The organism is Granulicella sp. L46, assembly GCF_009765785.1.
In the GTDB taxonomy this organism is placed as follows: domain Bacteria; phylum Acidobacteriota; class Terriglobia; order Terriglobales; family Acidobacteriaceae; genus Granulicella.
The window spans coordinates 295,750-313,725 of sequence record NZ_LMUT01000025.1 but is presented as its reverse complement, the minus strand read 5'-3'; the positions used below and the strand labels follow the sequence as shown (position 1 = coordinate 313,725).

Genomic DNA, 17,976 nt, shown 5'->3' with positions numbered 1-17,976 from the left:
GCGCGGGCCGTGCTGCGACATGCGCAGGAATTGCTGCAATCGAGAAGGCCGGCGGATACCATGTTCTGCGCGTCCGCGCTCAGGAACATGAGAGTGGCTCTGGTGAAGCAGGCAGTATGCAGACCGCTCAAAACGTTTGTGGTCCGCTCTGTGACTGTGGAGCCGATACTCCCTTTTCTGACTGTAGAGGCGGCGCTGGCAGGCTACGTGCTAGATATTGAAATTGGCGGCTACGGCACATACATGGACGAGATGCTGACGCCACAGAGTAGCCTGGATCGTTCTCAGGCAGAGCTCGTGCTGGTGCTACTCGATCTTGAAGAAATTTCAGGACGGTTGCCAGACTTGTGCGCGAGTGGTCTCGGAACGGACGTGGAAGCCGAGATTGCGGATTCAATCGCTCGTGTGGGGCAGATGTTGCGCACCTACCGCGACAGAAATGCCGGGCGCCTCGTGGTGCAGGGTTGCGTTGTCCCCGATAACACCTCGCTGGGGCCGGTCGGGGATGGGAATCTGAAGCACAGCCTGGTAAATGCGGTGAAGGAACTAAACCGGCAGATGCTCGCGGTGTGTACTACCGTTTCCGACTGTGTTTTTTTCGATGTGGACGAGATCGCTGCGCGGTATGGACGTGCAAACTGGAGGGACGCACGTCTTTTTCTCGCCTCACGCTTGCCCATTTCTGCAGGAGCATTCGAAACCTATGCGCGGGGTTTAGTGCGGACTATGTCGGTACTGTTTCGCGCACCTCGAAAGGTGCTTTGCACGGATCTGGATAACACCCTGTGGGGGGGCGTGCTCGGCGAGGATGGCCCTCATGGAATTGTGACCGGCAGTGCGTTCCCCGGCAACTGTTACCTGGAGTATCAGCGATACCTGAAGCAACTCGGGGCGCGAGGAATTCTTCTGGCGCTGGTATCGAAGAATAATGAGGCGGATGTGGAGGAAGCCTTTCAGTTTCGCGCAGCGGATCTTGCCGTACGGCTGGACACATTTGTCGCGAAGAAGATCGGCTGGAACGAGAAGTCCGATGCGTTGCGTGATTTAGCAAAGGATCTCTCCCTTGGGCTGGACTCGTTTGTGTTTGTGGATGATAGTCCAACGGAATGCGAGGCGATCAGGCAATACCTTCCAGAGGTCGCCGTGGTGCAGGCACCGGCGGACAAACCCTGGGAATTGGTGCCCATGCTTGCCGACAAGTGGTTCTTCGATTCGGCGGCAATAACCGAGGACGATGTAAACCGATCGAAGGAGTATGAGGCCCAGGTTCAGCGGGATACACTGCGCGACACCACAACAAGCCGGGACGAATTTTTACAATCGCTTGGGATTATTTGTACGTTTGTGAGCGCGGTCGATGCACCGTTGGCACGATCGGTACAACTACTCGCGAAGACCAACCAGTTCAACCTAACCACCCGGCGTCACTCGGCCACACAGGTGGAGCATTACGCCACAGCCGCTGGCGGACAGGCAGTGGCTGTGCGGGTCCGGGACCGTTTCGGCGATGCAGGGGTGGTGGGGTTAGCGCTGGTTGCCCAGGACGGAGATCAATGTGTGATCGACTCTTTCCTGCTCTCATGCCGTGTTATTGGCCGTGGAATCGAGACGGCACTCCTTTCGCTTGTGGCGCAACGGGCCGCGAAGATGGGCGGAAAATGGTTGATTGGAGAATACGTCGAGTCCAAGAAAAATGCTCCGTGCGCAGATTTTTATCCTCAGCACGGGTTTGAGAGAGTTGCGGAATCGGGCGGTGCAGGGTCGATTTTCTATAGACTGGACCTGACAGAACGGATGCCGATAAGCCCAGCGTGGTTAACTATCGAAGGAGATCCAACGTATGAGTTCGCAGCAGATACCATCGTCACTTCGTGATATTTTTGCCGACACGCTTGAAATCTCCAGCGACGAGGTAACCCCAGAGCTCAGCATGGAATCCGCGGAGACATGGGATTCCTTTCGACACCTGCAGTTGATTCTCTCGATTGAAGACGAATATGGCGTCCAGTTTGATCCGCAGAAGATTCCCGACCTGACAACGGTGGCTAAAGTCCTGCAAGCCTTGGAACAAAAAGGGGCAACGCTTTGATGAATGAATTGCCGCCGGAACCGACGTTTAAGCTATTGCATGTGGGGGTTGCGGTGCCGGACATCGACGCGGCGGCGAGCATGTTCGAATCACTTTTGGGGTACCGAGTCATCTCGGGCCCATTCGATGATCCGATCCAGAAGGTGACCGTCAATTTTATGACGCAGTCAGACGCGGATGTTGCGGAGATCGAATTGATCGCGCCGCTGACAGAGGATTCGCCGCTACGGACGGTTCTGAATAAGAACGGCGGCGGCGCCTATCATCTGTGCTTCGAGACAAACAATCTAGACGGGGCGCTCGCGCACGTAAGAAGTAAAGGCTGTATCGTGCTGGGTAAGCCTGCGCCCGCAGTGGCATTTGGTGGCCGGCGAATTGCGTGGTTCTACACGCGAACCCGCCAGCTCTTCGAGTTGGTTGAGACATAAACTGCCACCACGCAACTCTAACCTGAATGGCAAAGAGGACGTTATGAAGCGTGAATTTAGAGCCTTGGTTAAGAAAGCCCTTGGATATCGTTCCTGGAACTCAGACGACGATCAGCAGCGATTGATTCCCGACGCAAAAGTGATTTTCGACGTCGGAGCGAATGTCGGACAAACAGCGAAAACCTATCGGAAGCTCTTCCCATCCGCTGAGATTTGGTCGTTTGAGCCATTCCCTGCAAGTTATGAATCTTTGTCGCGCTCTCTCTCCGACCAGCGGTTTCATCCAGTCCCCCTCGCGCTTTCCGATCAGATTGCGACCACGACACTTAATATTGGCGGGGCAAGCATCACGAATTCTTTGCTAGTGAGAGAAACTCATACGGGAAAGACCATCGAAATCCAGACTGACACGGTTGACCACTTCTGTTCCGAGCACGGAATATCCAACATTGACATCTTGAAGGTAGACGTGGAAGGCGCAGAGAATCGTGTGTTCAATGGCGCGCAAGAAATGTTCTCTCGTCGGGCAGTTCGTTCAGTATTCGTCGAAGTTTACTTTGACCCAGTCTACGAAGGAATGCCCCTGATGTGGGATCTTCACGCCCAGCTAGGCAAGGCTGGATTTCGCTTACATGGGCTGTACTCGCTATGGGCAGGGAAGAATGGACTCCTGAGCTTTGGGAATGCCCTGTATATACTGCCACGTTGACCTGCGGTAGTCTAATACCCTTCGGATCCCAGAATTCCGCTTTCGCCGAGCGTCGGCGGTCGCTCCAATTGCGTGAAGACTTTGCCAATGCGCTCCGTCAAACCCAAAATCATATTCGCGTTTACTCGAATCGAGGGGCGCAGGTCACCGATGCCAGGCGCCAAGGTTCGGAGTAGCTCGCCGGCCGCGCCGCAGCAGGTCGTGCTTCGCCTTTCAAGGGACCCTCCAAATTCACCTCAGCGGCCCAGGGCAAAAAACCTATCTCGATCCACCCGTCCGAACTGCTGGTATGCCCCTAACAATACAGATCAGAATGATCGAAACGAGGGCAATCAATAGAATGACACGATGCTTGCCTTTGAAGAAAGGTGCAACTGCGGCCGGAGTTACAGCAACTTCTGCGGGAGAAGGTAACCCCGCGCTATCGCTTTTGGAATATTCATAAGCACCGATCGCGGGATGTATCGAGCGGAGCGTCCCGTCGAGGTCCCGCGTAAGACCGGCAAAGGGAATACCGGCTCCAATCGCAGGGCTTCCAGTTTGCAGATGGTAGTCGGTAGTAGAAACGAACCGCGGATTCGCAATGGTCCCATATCTGGTTGCTGGTCCCGAGCTCCGCGGAGCTCGCTGACTGTACCAGAGGTTGTTCGATCCGGAAAGCGTGCCGATTGTCGATCCACCGGCACAAATGTAGACATTCTGAGTTGATGTCCCGGCGTAGGCCGGCTGGGACACGATGTTGTTCACAAGATTCGTCGTTACATTCAGTTGGTTAGGGTATATCAGCACGGCGCACGCCGCGGTGGCGCTCGGATTATTGTTGAGATAGGAACTGCAGTCATACATCGTGTTGTTGTATATCTCAGCCCTGCCAACCCCGGTCGCACTCCCGTATCCCTTGACCGCGATGCAGGAATGGGGATCACCTTCCCCGCCATCACTGGCTACTCTCACCCCCGTGTGATGGATGATGTTGTTATAAATCTGAACAGATCCTGAAGATGGATCGATGTCGGACAGGTTGATACCGCTCCCGTTCACATCGGCAATGTCGTTATCGTGGATGGCGAAATTGTAGAAACCTGTTGAGCCGTCCTCATTGATCTGGAAGCCGTTATAGGCGCCCGTGTTGTAAATTCGGTTCCAACCAAACTCGAAGCCGTTTCCTTGGAAGTAAACGTCGTGGTACTGCTTATTCGAACCATTTGGAAGGTGCTTGGTGTCAACCGACACGTCTGTTATTACGTTTCCCAAGGCTACGGTACCTGTCGCGCCGCCCATAGCTCCTGCCTGTCCAGCGCAGGCTGGACACTCTATCGTGTTGCCAACGACGCGATCATCAATATAGGCATCGAGCCCTGAACCCCCAGCGCCGTCCGTCTCCCCTCCAATGAGCGTGAGCCCTGAGTACACCGTGTAGGAGGTGTGTTCGGCTTTGTTGCGAATGCCGACATCAGACCAACCTTCTCCTCCAAGGATTGCGGTAGCTCCAGGTCGAGCCATGAAAGTTAGGAATGAACTGGACGTAGCGGATGGATCGTCAACAGTCAGTGACGCGTGCCACCCATTCCCATCGAAATAGGGATAATTTACACCGTTCAAGAATACGAGTGTGCTGCCTTCTGGCAGGCACCCCTCATAAACCGTCGGGGTTCGCATTTTTGCCATGTCATAGTCGCTCTCTGTGTGGCTCGCGTGATTTGTCAAACCCCACGGAGTCGAATACGAGTTCGCCGCCAACATCGTCGCGCAACTCGCGGGCGTTGAGTTGTCCACTCCTGGCCCGATGAACCAGATATGCCCACTCCGAACCGTAAAGGTCTTGTCGGAGTTACTGGCTAAGCCTCCTTCGGAGACCACAATGGGTCCGGATGAGACATGGCCGACTTGGACGCCGATCTTGGTATCGGACCACAGGATGTATTGCGCTACCGCTCGACCGTTTATGGTTACCGTCGATGTTCCCCGAGTTGCGCCGAAATGAGCTCCAAAGATCGTCAAATAGGTCCCATTGTTGCCCTCGCCTCCCGAGTTCGGCCCTGAGGTGACGTCAGTGTAAAGAATGAGAGGGCTGGAGGAGGGCAACGTCGCCCCATTCGACGCGGGACCAGACGCTGAGTTTGCAGTAATCTTCTTGTCACCTACGGCGCGTGTCTCGCTCTTCCTGGTGGCAATGTTGGACGCTCCAAGCGGACTGCCAGCTCCGGTCATGACCACATACCCCGGACTAGATAGGACGGTGGAGGCCATTATCAGCGTTTTGTTCGAGGTATGGGCCGCCGAAGCATTGCTTGCGAAGCTATTTCGAGGCACACCCATCATGCTTGCCGGAACAGCGGCCATCGCGTCATCGGTGGCTTCAAAGCTCGCAGGAGCGTTGCGCCAGATGCCAGGCAGCGCGAAGCAGGTCGCGACAAAGAAGATGCACTTGAAATGACCCATGGATGATGTTCTCACGGTGCGAGGTCCTAAGCTTTGCAACGGGTGAACGGCGCTCGTGGCAGCACATAGTTTATGTCATCTGCGAAGGAAGCAGCACAGAGCACACCTTTCATAAAAAGAGCGGACCGGGAATCCTTCTCAAAGGTCATCCCGGTTCGTCGCTGTTTCAGAGTCGACGCTCTTGCTCGGAAGTTACGATTGATCTGCTTGTTATTGGTTCAAGGTGTGCAGGTTACTCCGCAGCTTGCAAAGACAGTATATTCGCGTCGAGGCTCGAGCACGCTGAAGAGAATCCTGAAGTTTTCAGGACATCTATCCGCGCGTTTTCGGCAAGGGAATGTTGCCTGCCAGTTCTTACTCGACGGCGAGTGTGACCTGCGCTGTTTGCGTCACCGACGCCGAAGCTGAAGTCACCGTGACCGTGTAACTTTGGACAGTCGAGCGGGCGACGTCAGCGCCGCAGCCAGTCAGACCCATTAGCGACGCTGCTCCGGCTAGCAAAAGCGCCAGGCTAGAGAGCCGCATTAGGCGTTTGCCGAAACGTCTGCTGCTGCGCCCGAAGGGTAGCAACAATAGACAGAGCGCCACCACGGGTAGTCCTCCGTTCAACTCCCTGGTCCGTTCCAGCCGTGCCGACTGTGCCGCAGAAGTCTGAATGCTCAGCGTAACGTTTGTCGTACCTCGGCCTGCAGCGATCATCGCTGGAGAAAAGGTTGCTGTGGCGCCGGTCGGAAGACCAGAGGCTGCGAACGTTATCGCGGGCAGTGTAGTCCCCGTGGTTGGAGTTACTGCCAGCGAGTAAACTGCCGTCCCCCCCGCTAACACGCTCGGGGTACTCCCGCTTACGGTCATGCTGAAAGATGGGACGATCGGCGCGGTTGCAGCGTCGACCGTCACCAATACCGTGGCCGATGCGGGGCTTGCGCTGCCCGATCCCTGCGGATTATTGCCGGTAACACTGGGGTACTGGGCAGTAAGACTATACGTTCCGACAGCGAGAGATGTGATCGACAGTGTTGCCACACCGGACGAATTCAGAGCAGCGGTTCCCAGGACTGAGGAACCATTCATAAAGCTGACCGCCCCGGTCGACACGGCCGTTCCATTTTCAGTCACGGTCGCAGTAAGGATCAGCGCCTGGCCCTCGGTAACTGGGTTCGGAGTCGCGGCGAGGGCAATGGATGTCGTGGAGGTTGAAGCATTTACCGTCACCGAAGCCGCAGCCGATGTGCTGGCCCCCAAGCTTGTGGTTCCCTGATAGTGGGCAGTCAGGCTATAGGTCCCGGCCGGCAAAGACGCGGTGGACAGCGTTGCGACTCCCGAGGAGCTCACGCTACCCGATCCCAGCACCGTGGATCCATTCATGAAGTTGACCGTTCCCGAAAACGAGGCTGTTCCACTAGCGCTCACTGTCGCCACCAGGTTCAGCGTCTGACCTGCGCTAACTGAATTCGGTGACGCAACCAGGCTTGTGGCCGTGGTCTTCGCAGCTGAAGAATTTACTATCACCGAAGCTACAGCCGACGTGCTCGCCCCCAAACTTGTAGTTCCCTGATAGTGGGCAGTCAGGCTATAGGTCCCGGCCGGTAGAGACGCGGTGGACAGCGTTGCGACTCCCGAAGAATTCACGCTACCCGATCCCAGCATCGTGGATCCGTTCATGAAGTTGACCGTTCCCGAAAACGAGGCGGTGCCACTCGCGCTCACCGTCGCCACCAGGTTCAGCGTCTGACCTGCGCTGACTGGATTCGGTGACGCAACCAGGCTCGTGGCCGTGGTCTTCGCAGCTGAAGCATTTACGGTCACCGAAGCTACAGCCGACGTGCTCGCCCCCAAGCTTGTAGTTCCCTGATAATGGGCAGTCAGGCTATAGGTCCCGGCCGGCAGAGACGCGGTGGACAGCGTTGCGACTCCGGATGAACCTACGGTGGCCGATCCCAGCATCGTGGACCCGTTCATGAAGTTGACCGTCCCCGAAAACGAGGCTGTTCCACTAGCACTCACCGTCGCCACCAAGTTGAGGGGCTGTCCTGCGCTGACCGGGTTCGGTGACGCAATCAGATTTGTGGCCGTGGTCGTCGCAGCTGAAGCATTTACGGTCACCGAAGCTGCAGCCGATGTACTGGACCCGAAGCTCGAATTCCCCACAAACCGCGCAGTCAGGCTGTAGGTTCCGGCGGGAAGAGATGAGATGGATAGTGTTGCGACGCCAGAGGAGTTCACGCTACCGGATCCCAACACCGTGGACCCATTCATGAAGTTGACCGTCCCAGACAGCGAGGCGGTTCCACTAGCACTCACCGTCGCCACCAGGTTCAGGGTCTGTCCTGCGGTGACCGGGTTCGGTGACGCAACCAGGCTTGTGGCGGTCGTAGAGACCACTTGCAAAGGAGCAACAGCCGATTGACCCGCCGGGTAGTGCGGGTCCCCAGAATAGGACCCAACGATCGCATAGGAACCAGCAGAAAGCGTTGAAAGTGTGAGGGTGGCCGTCCCTGCACTATCCAGTGAAGCTTGCCCGAGAGAAACACTCCCATTCATAAAGTTGATCGTGCCTGTCGGAAGTGAGCCGGCTGTTTGGCCTACCGTGGACGTCAACGTGACGGATTGTCCCAGATTCGCAGGGTTGGGCGAAACATCAATCGTAATCACATCTCCCGATGAGGTACCAACAGACTCCAGCGCACCGATTGAAGGCGGACTCGGCCTGAGGACTTTAGTGAAGTCCCACGTGAGATAAGTATTACTAATTCCCGCTAATTCGATCGGCCCTATAGAGATGCCCGCTCCAAGAGCAGGGCTCGAGCTTTGCAGTTCGTAGTTCGTCCAAGCTCCGTCGGAGGGATTCACGTAGAGAGGGTTCTCAATTGTCCCAACGGCAGTAGCGTAGGCCGTACTCCCGGGCGTGGCGGCGCTGTACCAGATGTTGTTTGATCCTGTGACAGTGCCGACTGATCCGCCGCCGCAGATGTAAACATTCTGCGCGCCGGTGTTCGTATAAGCGGGTTGATATACAACGTTGTTCACGAGATTGGTCGTGACATTGGTCTGGCCGTTGTAGACCAGAATCGCGCAGTCGGCGGACGAGTTCTCTGTGTTGAGATAGGAATTGCAGTCATACATCGTGTTGTTGTAAATCTCAGCCGTTCCAACTCCCGTCGAGCTTCCGTAGCCTTTGACCGCGATGCAGTTATGAGGATCACCGCCTGAGCCATCGCTGGCAACGCTGACCCCTGTGTGATGGATGATGTTGTTATAAACCTGAACGTATCCTGAAGATGGATCGATGTCGGACAGGTTGATACCGCTCCCGTTCACATCGGCAATGTCGTTATCGTGGATGGCGAAATTGTAGAAACCTGTTGAGCCGTCCTCATTGATCTGGAAGCCGTTATAGGCAGCCGTGTTGTAAATTCGGTTCCAGCCAAACTCGAAGCCGTTTCCTTGGAAGTAAACGTCGTGGTACTGCTTGTCAGAGCCACCGGGAAGGTACGTTAGGTCGGTCGATATTCCCGTCAGCGCGTTTCCCAAAGCTATGGTTCCCGTCCCGCCGCCCATAGCTCCAGCCTGGCCGGAGCACGCAGGACATTCGATCGTGTTGCCTACGACGCGGTCGCCAATGTAGGCATCGATCCCTGATCCACCATGCCCGTCTATTTCCCCGCCGATAGTAGTTAGCCCTGAGTAGACGTTGTAGGAGGCGTTCTCGGCTTTGTTGCGAATCCCGGCATCAGACCAGCCCTCCCCGCCAAGGGTTGCGGTAGCTCCGGGTCGAGCCATGTAGGTGACGAACGATGACGGTGTGGCTCCCGGCCAGTCAACCGTTAAGGAAGCATGCCATCCGTTTCCATCAAAGTAGGGATAGTTCACCCCATTGAGAAAGACAAGCGTATCCCCCAACGCTAGGCAATTGTTGTAGGTCTCTGGCGTCCGCATTGTCGCGTCGTTGTAGTCGCCCTCGTTCGTGCTGGCAAAGTTCGTTAGTCCCCAGGGTGTCGAATACGAATTTGCTGCTTCCATTGTCGAGCAATTTCCCGGAGCAGAAGTATCAACCGATGGCCCGATAAACCAAATATGCCCACTCCGAACAGTGAAGGTCAGATTCGAGCAGGAGCCGCCAGGAGTCGTCACGACGATTTGGCCGGAGCCAGTCGTCCCGCTCGCAATTTGAACACCGATTTGCTGCCGGTCTCCAGTATGGTCTGCACCCCAGTAGAGATATTGGGCTACGGGAGTTCCATTAACTGTGACCGTAGAACTCCCCTGGCTAGCACCGAAGTTCAGTCCGTAGATATCCAGATAGATTCCGTTACCACCTTCACCGCCTGTCGCTGGCCCTGATTGCACGTCTTGGTACATGCAAACCGGAGCCGATGCGAATGCTGGCACCGTAAAGAGGAACATAACAATAACAACGAGGAGAGCCTTCAATCGAATGGCTGAGTTCGCGGCGACGTTTGCTCCGGCGGCGATGCTCTTTGGAAGGACTGCAATGATATTTGGTACTGGCATCCGCGCCGCTGGACTGTCGCAGATTTGGTCGAGAGAGCGGGTCGCAATCCCAGCGTTCGGGCCAATCGATTTCAATATTGTCAAGACACACCTCTAAACCTTGCAAAACTCTTTCGCCGCACTATTCCCGTGATAACTATTCTCCGAGGTCTTTGTTACGAAAAGACACTATAGTAACTGTAAAAGCAGTTACTATCGACCGTACCACAGCTATTCAAAAGTGTTAGTGCGCTCGACCCGCTAAGAGCCCTTTTCGACAATTAACCAGTTCATAACTTCTGAGAACCGCGAGTAATCAGCGAATCGGCTTTCGAAGGTAATTCAGGAACTAACCTGTTTTAATTCAATAGATACCTGATTAGCCGTGGGGCGATTCGCCCGTTCGACCAAGGATCTTCTTGCTATGAAAATCAATGTGCTGCCACCTAATTCATTGATTCTCTGGATTTTGATTGCAAATGAGAGCGCTACCTCCCTCCTCCAATAGGTTCAACCGGGTTTCTTGACCGTGAAGGAGCTCATTGACGGCCCAGCAAGGGGCCTTAGCCGTCCTATCGAACCCAAAGATCCGCTCGTCCGCAGCTCACCCGATCTAGCCCCTGATTTAGGTCATCTCAGCTCTTTTCCCCCCGAACGCAAAACGGGAGACCCCGAAGGGTCTCCCGCTCTATCTCTACTTATCTAGAATACCAAGTTGAGTAGGGTAACTATGCCAACTTTTTGAATTTATTATTTACTTTAGAATGATGCACTTCGGTCGATTTCGTCGCCATGACCCCATTGACAACTTTTTAGCGGTTCCAACCTTCCGGTCCCTGGAACATCTCTGTCAGCGCATCCAGCAGCATATCCAAAACGCAGCGGGGGTCTGCCGCCTTAGCGCAGTTACCTGTCTATTACTTAAGGCTAGGATGAAAAAGCGCGAGGGAGACATGGTGGTACCGGGACGTCTCGCATTTAAGCCAGAGTCAACCCACCTTGAACATTTGCTTAATCCCTCGCAGCGCCTGCCTCGATCGCTCTTCGTTTTCGATCAATGAGAACCGAACGTGTTGATCCCCATGATCACCGAATCCGATGCCTGGGCTCACCGCGACCTTGGCGTCAACTAGCAGTTTTTTCGAAAACTCCATCGACCCAGAGGAACGATATTGCTCCGGAATACGAGCCCAGACAAACATTGTTGCTTTCGGCAGGTCTACCGGCCATCCGAGCTTATTGAGTCCCGGAACCAGCACATCGCGGCGCGCCATGTAGATGTCGCGGATCTCCGCAACACAGTCTTGTGGACCTTCCAATGCCGCAATCGACGCGATCTGTATCGGCGTAAACATCCCGTAATCGAAGTAGCTCTTGATGCGACCCAGCGCCGCTACAAGCTTCGGGCACCCGACCATAAAGCCAACTCGCCATCCCGGCATGTTGTAACTCTTCGACAAGGTAAAGAATTCGACAGCGATCTCTTTGGCTCCCGGCACCTGCATCACACTTGGCGCTACGTATCCATCGAATGTGATGTCGGCATAGGCAAGATCGTGGACCAGGTAGATGCCCAACTCTTTGCAGAGGGGCACTAGCCGTTCGAAAAATGAGAGTTCAACGCAGGCCGTGGTCGGATTCGCAGGGAAGTTCAGAATCAGGATCTTTGGCCGAGGTTGCATCCGCGGCAGCTCGTATTCCAGCTTCTCGATCAGGGTGGATTGATCCGTTTCATCCATCGCGATGCTCTGGACCTTCGAGCCTGCGATCACCGGACCGAAGATATGGATCGGATAACTTGGATTTGGTACGGCAACCGTATCGTCATCATCGAGCACGGCCAGGCATAGGTGAGCGATGCCCTCTTTCGATCCAATGGTCACGATCGCTTCTGTCTCAGGGTTTAGCGAGACATCGTAACGCCTCTTGTACCAGTTGCAGATTGCAGCGCGCAGACGAGGTATGCCGCGAGAGAGCGAGTACCGGTGTGTCGTCGTTCGTTGCGAAGCTTCGATCAGTTTGTCGACTATGAACTTCGGCGTCGCACCATCCGGATTGCCCATACCGAAGTCGATGATGTCTTCACCGCGTTTACGTGCGGCGGCCTTTAGGTCCCCAGTGACGTTGAACACATACGCCGGCAGGCGCGCCAGCCGTCTAAAGTCTTCCATTGCAAATTCCACTTTCTCCGAGTCCGGTATCTCCAACCGCACCCGCCAACACGTGATACAGAGTCTTATCTGGATGACAGCCTAAACTCCAAACTTCATCGATGTTACCTGACGTTCCTTCTCCTTCAGGCAAGGTGGCCCTATTGACTCCAATGATGCGACGTACAAGACGGCCGCCCATCACATCGGCAACCGCCGGGCCGCTCAAGGCGGCCACTACGCGGCCGACGAAAACACCTATCAAGGAGCCCTGACTCGTTCCCACGATTTCCGCTACCCGAAACCAGGCTCAAGCAGTCGATTTGTAACCCGAAGCTCAGCTAAGTCCACCTCCAGCGCACCGGTTTCCAGGTTGACGATATGCTCCCGGAAATGTGTTTGCCATCGCGTGACCTTCCACGCGCAGCTGGCTGTAACCCCGGACAGGCTTTCTGCAAATGCGGCATAATCGAAGCCATGTCCAGCTTGCACATTCGTTCATTGGGCGAGACTCCCACATCCATCTGGGCGTTGAACGCCACCCAAGTGCGCGATCTCACCGCTTCCCTAAGCCCTACGCCTGGAGGAGGTTCAATCTCTATCTTCACCGCAACGCTGGGCCTGGCTTTGGTGCATAAAGGTGCGAGCATTTCGCTAAAGCGTTCCGGGGAAGATGTTCCTCGACGCGAGGCTCTTATGGAGTTATGCGAAAGGATCAACTCCACTCTCGTGTCGATGAGCGGCTTTGCCGACGATGACTCCCAAGCTTTCCGGAACTATTTGGTAGCCCGTTCCCTACCTCGGACGACCGAAGAAGAGAAAACCTTGCGCAATGCGGCAATGGAAACAGCCATCCTGCACGCAACTCGGATTCCTATCGCATCCGCCAAGGAGATTTGTGTGGCCTTGGCGCAAGCAGAACGAGCGGTGAAGATTTCGGATCATCATTTGCTAACGGATGTCTTTGGGGGAGCAATACTCATGAAAGCTGCGGTTGAGGCTGTACTTCTCAACGTGGTTGCCAATGTTTTTCTCCTTTCGGACGAAGGAATGCGGGCGGCTTTGCAGCAGGAGCGAATTGAGTTGGAGCGATCTTCCTGCGCGATTCATGAAGCGATTGCACGGGCCTATCAGGCTCGTACTGCTGAGGAATTAAGCGATATTTCAGCCAATTCTGCTCATTAAAGCCCGTCACAGACCTCAAAGCTTGCCCGGACTATGATGATCGGGTGAAAACAGAAATTGCTCTTGGGGACATTCTTGCGAATGCGATTTCGCATGGTATTGGGCTGTTTTTGGCTATTGCGGGAGCGATTTACCTCATTCATGCGTCGACTCGGGGCGATGCGTGGGTGGTGGCTAGTTGTTCGGTGTTCTCCGCTACGCTGGTGATCGTCTATTTATTTTCAACACTTTATCACTCGCTGGTTGTTACGCGGGCGCGGCATGTGTTTCAGATTTTGGATCATTCGGCGATTTATTTGCTGATTGCGGGGACTTATACGCCGTTCACGCTGGTGTCGTTGCGGGGCAGCGTGGGATGGACGTTGTTCGGGTTTGTGTGGACGTTGGCTGTTGCTGGGGTGGTGTTCAAAAGTCTTTTGATTGAGCGGTTTGCGGTGGCTTCGGCGGTGGTGTATTTGCTGCAGGGGTGGGTGATTGTGTTCGCCATTCGGCCGCTTTATCACGCTATTGGGGGGCATGGGTTGGCTTGGTTGGTGGCTGGAGGGGTTCTGTATAGTTTGGGCATTGTTTTCTTTGCTTTAGACCGGCTGCGCTATTTTCATATGGTGTGGCATTTGTTTGTTTTGGCTGGAAGTGTGGCTCATTATTTTGCGATTTTGTTCTACGTGGTGCCGCCGCGGCCGTGAATTCGGGTGTTTTTCGACAGACTTAGCCCGGTTTCGGGTTACGCAGCGACGTGTTTAGCCTGGTTTCGGGACACACGTTTGCGTGAAGTTGTCGGAGGGTGGGTGAAATGACCCAGGTCGTGCGGACGGCGAGGGACACGACGGGGCTCTCGCGAACGTGAGTGGGCTTTCCTGTACGGATTTGGGTGGCGCCGGATATGGTTGTAGTCGCAGACGAGGGATGGGCTTTGAATCGATATCTGGCGAAGGCTACGGTGGTGGGGGCTCTGGGTGGGTTGTTGTTTGGGTTTGATACGGCCGTGATCGCCGGCACGACGGACCAGTTGAGTCAGGTCTTTCATCTGACGCCTTGGACGCTGGGGTTGACGGTGTCGATTGGCCTCGCGGGAACGATTGTCGGGGCGATGACTTCTGGGGTGCTGGGGCAGAAGATTGGGGGGCGCGAGGCGCTGCGGGTGATGGCGTTTCTCTATTTGATCTCGGCGATTGGGTGCGCGTTTGCCTGGAACTGGGATGCGCTGATGGTGGCGCGGTTTGTGGGTGGGTTGGGGATTGGCGGATCGAGCGTGCTGGGGCCGGTGTATATCGCGGAGCTGGCTCCGGCGAAGTGGCGCGGGCGGATGGTGGGGTTGTTCCAGATCAATATTGTGGTTGGAATATTGCTGGCTTATTTATCGAACTTCCTTATCGTGACGCAGCACCTGGGAGCGAGGCAGTGGCGGTGGGAGTTTGCGGTGGCGATTGTGCCTTCGGTGCTGTTCCTCGTGATGTTGTATGGGATTCCTCGGAGCTCGCGGTGGTTGGTAACGACGAACCAGACGGATGAGGCTCTGGAGGTGTTGCGGCTGATGGGGTCGCCCAACTCTGAGGAGGAGTTGAAGGAGATTATTGACTCGGTGCATTTGGAGAGAGGCGTGAAGGCGGAGCCGCTGTTTACGAAGAGGTATGCGCTGCCTCTGTTTCTCGCGGTATCCATTGGGCTGTTCAACCAGCTGTCGGGGATCAATGCACTGCTGTATTACTCCAACTCGATTTTTGCGTCGGCGGGATTTAGTTCGAGCTCGGCTGCGCTGCAGACGGTTGGCGTGGGACTGGTGAATTTGCTGGCTACGTTTTTGGGGATGAGTTTGATTGACAAGCTGGGGCGGAAGACGCTGATGCTGATTGGGTCGGTGGGTATGGTGGTGGCGCTGTCGGGTGTGGCATGGGTGTTCTATACGAATTCGCATCAGGGATTGCTGATGGGTTGCTTCATGCTGTTCATTGTGTTCTTCGCGATCTCGCAGGGGTCGGTGATCTGGGTTTATATCGCGGAGGTGTTTCCGTCGCGGGTGCGGTCGAAGGGACAGAGTGTGGGGTCGTCGTCACATTGGATTATGAATGCGATTATTGCGGGGGTGTTTCCGTATATTGCGGCGAAGAGTCATGCGCTGCCGTTTGTGTTTTTTGCGGGGATGATGGCGGTGCAGTTTTTTGTGGTGCTGTTTGTGTATCCGGAGACGAAGGGGCGGACGTTGGAGCAGATTCAGGCGGGGTTTGGGATCAAGTAGTTCTCAGTTGTTAGTTCTTGGTTGTTAGTTTTCGACTTTAGCTAGTTGGATTGTTGGCTACGGGGAAATTCATCGTTCCCACCCCGTCCGCAAGTGCGCGTATGGATGGGGCACCCGGCTTTTTGGCTCGTTGAGTGTTAATAGGAGGCAGTCCCCGGGGCTATCTCAGGTGCAAGGGCATACCTTGGGGCTAAAGCCCTCCTTTTGCTTATTAGCTATGAGACCCGAGGCTGAAGCCTCGGGGTACCTGGATCATGGCGGGGGAAGAACGGGCGCTTGCTTTGCAAGCGAGAAGCAGGTTCTTCGCTGCGCTCAGAATGACAGACAGAAAAACAAGAGCAAAAGCAACGGCAAAGGAAGAAGCAGATTCCTTCGCTTCGCTGCGGAACGACAGCCAGAAAAGCAAAGACAACGGCAACAGCAACGGAGAAGCGGATTCCCGGAGGGAATGACAGAAAGAAAGGCAACGGCAAGGGCAACAGCAACGGAAGAAGCAGATTCCCGGAGGGAATGACAGAAAGAAAGGCAAGGACAAGGGCAACAGCAACGGAAGAAGCAGATTCCCGGAGGGAATGACAGACAGAAAGGCAAAGACAACGGCGAGAACAACTGCAAGAGCAAAAACCAATGCAGGGGTTTCTCCACTGCGCTGCGCTTCGGTCGAAATGACGAGCTCTATTGCGGGTGCGCTGCGGTCGAAATGACGAGCTCTATTGCAGGTGCGCTGCGGTCGAAATGACGGAGCGTTGGGGAAAGTTTTGAGAGCGGTTTCGCCCGCGGAATGGGGGCGTGGGAGACGCTAGCGGGGCCAGGCGTTGGGGGGGGCGAAGGTGGGTTGCTTGCGGCGGAAGAGTTTGACGGTGAGAGCTCCGAAGAGGAAGCCGCTTACGTGCGCCATGTAGGCTACGCCTCCGTGCTGGACGTTAGCTACGGCGCCTACGTTGACGAGCTGCATGAGGAACCAGAAGCCGATGAGAAGGATCGCCGGGATATACGTGATGCGGATGAAGAGGAAGAAGAAGAAGAGGGAGCGGATGCGGTCGCGGGGATAGGTGACGAGGAAGGCTCCCATGACGGCGGCGATGGCACCGCTGGCGCCGAGGGTGGGGACGTAGGAGCCGGGCGAGGCGGCGACCTGGGCGAACATCGCGATGAGGCCGCCGAGGAGATAGAAGACGGAGAAGCTGAAGGGGTTCATGGCGTCTTCCATCGCGGGACCGAAGGCCCAAAGGAAGATCATGTTGCCCAGGATGTGAGACCAGCTTCCGTGCAGAAACATGGAGGTGATGAGAGTGATGAGACCGTTGCCGGAGCGGATGTAGGCGGGGACGGCGGCCCATTGGTAGACGAACGTGTCGCCGCCCTGGAGTTCGAGGAACCAGACAAGAAGGTTGAGGACGATGATGACGACGGTGGCGATGGGAAAGTGGACCCGGCGCCTCGACACGTCTCCTAAAGGGATCAAGCCTCCCACGCTGTGCTCCTCCAAAGGGCTTTGCCGAAGAGTATCAGAAGCGGGTTGATGCGAAGTATGCGATGGGGCCGAAGTCACGGACTTGGGCGGGGTGGCGGTGGTAGGTTTATTGCTATGGAAAAGGCTGCGGTTTTGAAGAGGTTGCAGGAGACGGGGCTGGTGCCGGTGTTGCGGGCGGCTTCGGTGGAGAAGGCGATTGCGCTGGCGGAGGCGGTGGCGGCGGGCGGGGTGAACGTGCTCGAAGTTACGATGACGGTGCCGGGGGCGGTGGAGGTGATTGCGCGGCTGGTGAAGGAGCGGCCAGAGATCCTGGTGGGGGCGGGGACGGTGTTGGATCCGGAGACGGCAGAGCGATGCATTGGGGCGGGAGCGCAGTTTGTGGTGAGTCCGGCGCTGAACTTGAAGACGATTGCGCTGTGCCGGCGAGTGTCGGTTGCGGTGCTGCCGGGTGCGCTTACGCCTACCGAGATTGTGACGGCGTGGGAGGCGGGGGCGGATGTGGTGAAGGTCTTCCCTGCCGGGGCGATGGGTGGGGCGAAGTATTTGGTGTCGTTGAAGGGGCCGTTGCCGCAGATTGAGATGATTCCTACGGGGGGTGTGTCGCTGGCGTCGGCGAAGGAGTTTTTAGAGGCGGGGGCATTTGCTTTGGGAGTGGGGTCGGATTTGGTGGACGCGAAGGCGATGGCTGCGGGTAAGCCGGAGGTGGTGACCGAGACCGCGCGGAAGTATATGGCGATTGTGCGGGAGTTTCGGGGGCGGGGAGCGGCGTAGA

Annotated in this window: 12 protein-coding genes; 8 read left to right on the top strand and 4 right to left on the bottom strand. The window is 55.8% G+C overall.

From position 1 onward, the window contains the following. Window positions 1-9: 9 nt before the first annotated feature. Genes GSQ80_RS21325 through GSQ80_RS21310 form a run of 4 tightly spaced genes read left to right on the top strand, consistent with a single transcriptional unit; the run spans window position 10 to window position 3,226 of the window. The gene (locus GSQ80_RS21325; RefSeq protein WP_158789665.1) at window positions 10-1,875 is read left to right on the top strand and encodes an HAD family hydrolase; all 1,866 of its coding nucleotides are present in this window, start codon (window positions 10-12) and stop codon (window positions 1,873-1,875) included. Further along, window positions 1,841-2,089: an acyl carrier protein gene (locus GSQ80_RS21320; RefSeq protein WP_158789664.1), complete on the top strand. Its 249-nt coding sequence runs from the start codon at window positions 1,841-1,843 to the stop codon at window positions 2,087-2,089. Before GSQ80_RS21325 ends, GSQ80_RS21320 begins: the two co-directional genes overlap by 35 nt. Further along, window positions 2,089-2,517, top strand: coding sequence for a VOC family protein (locus GSQ80_RS21315; RefSeq protein WP_158789663.1), 429 nt, complete (start codon window positions 2,089-2,091; stop codon window positions 2,515-2,517). Before GSQ80_RS21320 ends, GSQ80_RS21315 begins: the two co-directional genes overlap by 1 nt. Window positions 2,518-2,560: 43 nt before the next feature. Further along, on the top strand, window positions 2,561-3,226 hold the full coding sequence (locus GSQ80_RS21310; RefSeq protein WP_158789662.1) for an FkbM family methyltransferase: 666 nt from the start codon (window positions 2,561-2,563) through the stop codon (window positions 3,224-3,226). A 258-nt stretch (window positions 3,227-3,484) separates the two neighbouring features. Here the strand turns inward: GSQ80_RS21310 and GSQ80_RS21305 are convergent, their stop codons facing one another. The 3 genes from GSQ80_RS21305 to alaC form a co-directional block, all read right to left on the bottom strand. Then, window positions 3,485-5,668 carry an IPT/TIG domain-containing protein gene (locus GSQ80_RS21305; RefSeq protein WP_158789661.1) on the bottom strand — a complete coding sequence of 728 codons (2,184 nt, stop codon included), beginning with the start codon at window positions 5,666-5,668 and terminating at the stop codon, window positions 3,485-3,487. A gap of 354 nt (window positions 5,669-6,022) precedes the next feature. Beyond that, window positions 6,023-10,264, bottom strand: a complete 4,242-nt coding sequence (locus GSQ80_RS21300) for an Ig-like domain-containing protein (protein WP_158789660.1) — start codon at window positions 10,262-10,264, stop codon at window positions 6,023-6,025. A gap of 884 nt (window positions 10,265-11,148) precedes the next feature. After that, on the bottom strand, window positions 11,149-12,330 hold the full coding sequence (gene alaC, locus GSQ80_RS21295; RefSeq protein WP_158789659.1) for an alanine transaminase: 1,182 nt from the start codon (window positions 12,328-12,330) through the stop codon (window positions 11,149-11,151). 456 nt (window positions 12,331-12,786) lie between these two features. Between alaC and GSQ80_RS21290 the strand changes: the two genes are divergently transcribed. From GSQ80_RS21290 to GSQ80_RS21280, 3 genes are all read left to right on the top strand, one after another. Beyond that, the gene (locus tag GSQ80_RS21290) at window positions 12,787-13,494 is read left to right on the top strand and encodes a cyclodeaminase/cyclohydrolase family protein (RefSeq protein ID WP_158789658.1); all 708 of its coding nucleotides are present in this window, start codon (window positions 12,787-12,789) and stop codon (window positions 13,492-13,494) included. Between the two features lie 44 nt (window positions 13,495-13,538). Beyond that, entirely contained in the window at window positions 13,539-14,180 is a 642-nt protein-coding gene (locus tag GSQ80_RS21285) for a hemolysin III family protein (RefSeq protein ID WP_158789657.1), read from the top strand. Window positions 14,181-14,407: 227 nt separating this feature from the next. Continuing rightward, window positions 14,408-15,730: a sugar porter family MFS transporter gene (locus GSQ80_RS21280; protein WP_371315750.1), complete on the top strand. Its 1,323-nt coding sequence runs from the start codon at window positions 14,408-14,410 to the stop codon at window positions 15,728-15,730. Window positions 15,731-16,529: 799 nt separating this feature from the next. On the opposite strand, the gene GSQ80_RS21275 is transcribed toward GSQ80_RS21280, so the two are convergent. Further along, window positions 16,530-17,177: a rhomboid family intramembrane serine protease gene (locus tag GSQ80_RS21275; protein ID WP_158789655.1), complete on the bottom strand. Its 648-nt coding sequence runs from the start codon at window positions 17,175-17,177 to the stop codon at window positions 16,530-16,532. Between the two features lie 141 nt (window positions 17,178-17,318). Here GSQ80_RS21275 and GSQ80_RS21270 point away from each other — a divergent pair, with 141 nt between their 5' ends. After that, on the top strand, window positions 17,319-17,975 hold the full coding sequence (locus GSQ80_RS21270) for a bifunctional 4-hydroxy-2-oxoglutarate aldolase/2-dehydro-3-deoxy-phosphogluconate aldolase (RefSeq protein WP_158789654.1): 657 nt from the start codon (window positions 17,319-17,321) through the stop codon (window positions 17,973-17,975). Window position 17,976 lies beyond the last annotated feature (1 nt).

Excerpts from the sequence above, each read along its gene's own strand:
- GSQ80_RS21320 (WP_158789664.1), top strand. The coding sequence starts at position 1,841 with ATGAGTTCGCAGCAGATACCATCGTCACTTCGTGATATTTTTGCCGAC.
- GSQ80_RS21315 (WP_158789663.1), top strand. The coding sequence starts at position 2,089 with ATGAATGAATTGCCGCCGGAACCGACGTTTAAGCTATTGCATGTGGGG.
- GSQ80_RS21310 (WP_158789662.1), top strand. The coding sequence starts at position 2,561 with ATGAAGCGTGAATTTAGAGCCTTGGTTAAGAAAGCCCTTGGATATCGT.
- GSQ80_RS21305 (WP_158789661.1), bottom strand. The coding sequence starts at position 5,668 with ATGGGTCATTTCAAGTGCATCTTCTTTGTCGCGACCTGCTTCGCGCTG.
- alaC (WP_158789659.1), bottom strand. The coding sequence starts at position 12,330 with ATGGAAGACTTTAGACGGCTGGCGCGCCTGCCGGCGTATGTGTTCAAC.
- GSQ80_RS21290 (WP_158789658.1), top strand. The coding sequence starts at position 12,787 with ATGTCCAGCTTGCACATTCGTTCATTGGGCGAGACTCCCACATCCATC.
- GSQ80_RS21270 (WP_158789654.1), top strand. The coding sequence starts at position 17,319 with ATGGAAAAGGCTGCGGTTTTGAAGAGGTTGCAGGAGACGGGGCTGGTG.